The organism is Methylosinus sp. R-45379 (assembly GCF_001644125.1).
Taxonomy (GTDB): domain Bacteria; phylum Pseudomonadota; class Alphaproteobacteria; order Rhizobiales; family Beijerinckiaceae; genus Methylosinus.
In genome coordinates, this window is the sequence record NZ_LUUM01000180.1 from 1 (window position 1) to 1,069 (window position 1,069).

A 1,069-nucleotide genomic window follows, 5' to 3' on the forward strand; every position below is an offset into this window, starting at 1 on the left:
CTTTCATATGCTCGATTTGGTAGCTTGATATATATATATTTGTTAATTCGTCAAGCGTTGTTGATTTCACTTCGATGAAGTGCGACCGGCTCCCATCAGGTGTCCGCCTAATCGTCTCTATATCGTATGGTAAGCTTGGGACCACCTGCGCGGCCCAACTAACTTTATCCGGACTAAAGCCTTGCTCGATAGCAAACTCTCTTTCTCGCTCATAAATAAGCCGCTCTCCCTTCTCGCCCAAGAGCTTATCCGGCAAGCTTCCACCTATTCGGCCTCCATGGCTGGACCAGCCTTTGTTGTCCAACGACGATCCTCTAAGCCCATATTGAGAAATAATCTGATTAATTACTTTTATACCACGCTCAACAAAATGCTTATACGATTCAGACCCATTGTTTAAATCACTATATGCCTTAATAAGCGCATCGTTTAAAATATTTGCTGCGAATTCTGACGTTATGTAGCGCAATCCATTGCCCCATTTCTTATAATTAATTGTATAGCGATTACCTAATGGGTCGTAATCAAGTGGGCTACTAAATAGCGTCACAAGCTCGGGCTCGGCCTCCAGATGATATGTCAACTCGCCTACTCCACTAATTGGAGACGCGCCAGGCCTTGAAATGCCTTCTTTGCTAATGATTCTTGCTCCTCCATGCACGCCTAACACAGCAGAAGGAACCAAATGATCGCCACGATACGTGAAACTGAAAATAACGTATTCGCTATTTGTGTCCTTAGGTAGCCCCGTAGGGGGCAAATATGCTTGCACCGGGCCACCGGTTTTAATTTGGAAATTCAGGCACTCGTGAAAACCATATCCACCAACCTTATCATTCTCAAATCTATCAATAAATCTCTGATAATCGATTTTATCCACTGGAACAGCGTATTTTGACTCGGCAGCCAACGTACGATCGTCATAATTAATCTTGATAGCAACGAATTTGACCACGGGCGTGCCCCTCCGCGTGAAAGGAGGCTCAATTGAGCACGTTTTTAGAGTGATGTCATCTACGCTTGAAGCTCAGAAAAACTCGCGTTACTGGCCAAACATCCACTCATAGCA

The 1,069-nt window shown here is 44.5% G+C and carries 1 protein-coding gene; it reads right to left on the reverse strand.

Translation table 11 applies throughout. The annotated features are described in order from the left end of the window. Positions 1 to 955 (reverse strand): protein NO VEIN domain-containing protein (locus tag A1351_RS24605; RefSeq protein WP_157096201.1); only part of this gene is annotated, 955 nt, incomplete at its 3' end. Positions 956 to 1,069: the final 114 nt, after the last annotated feature.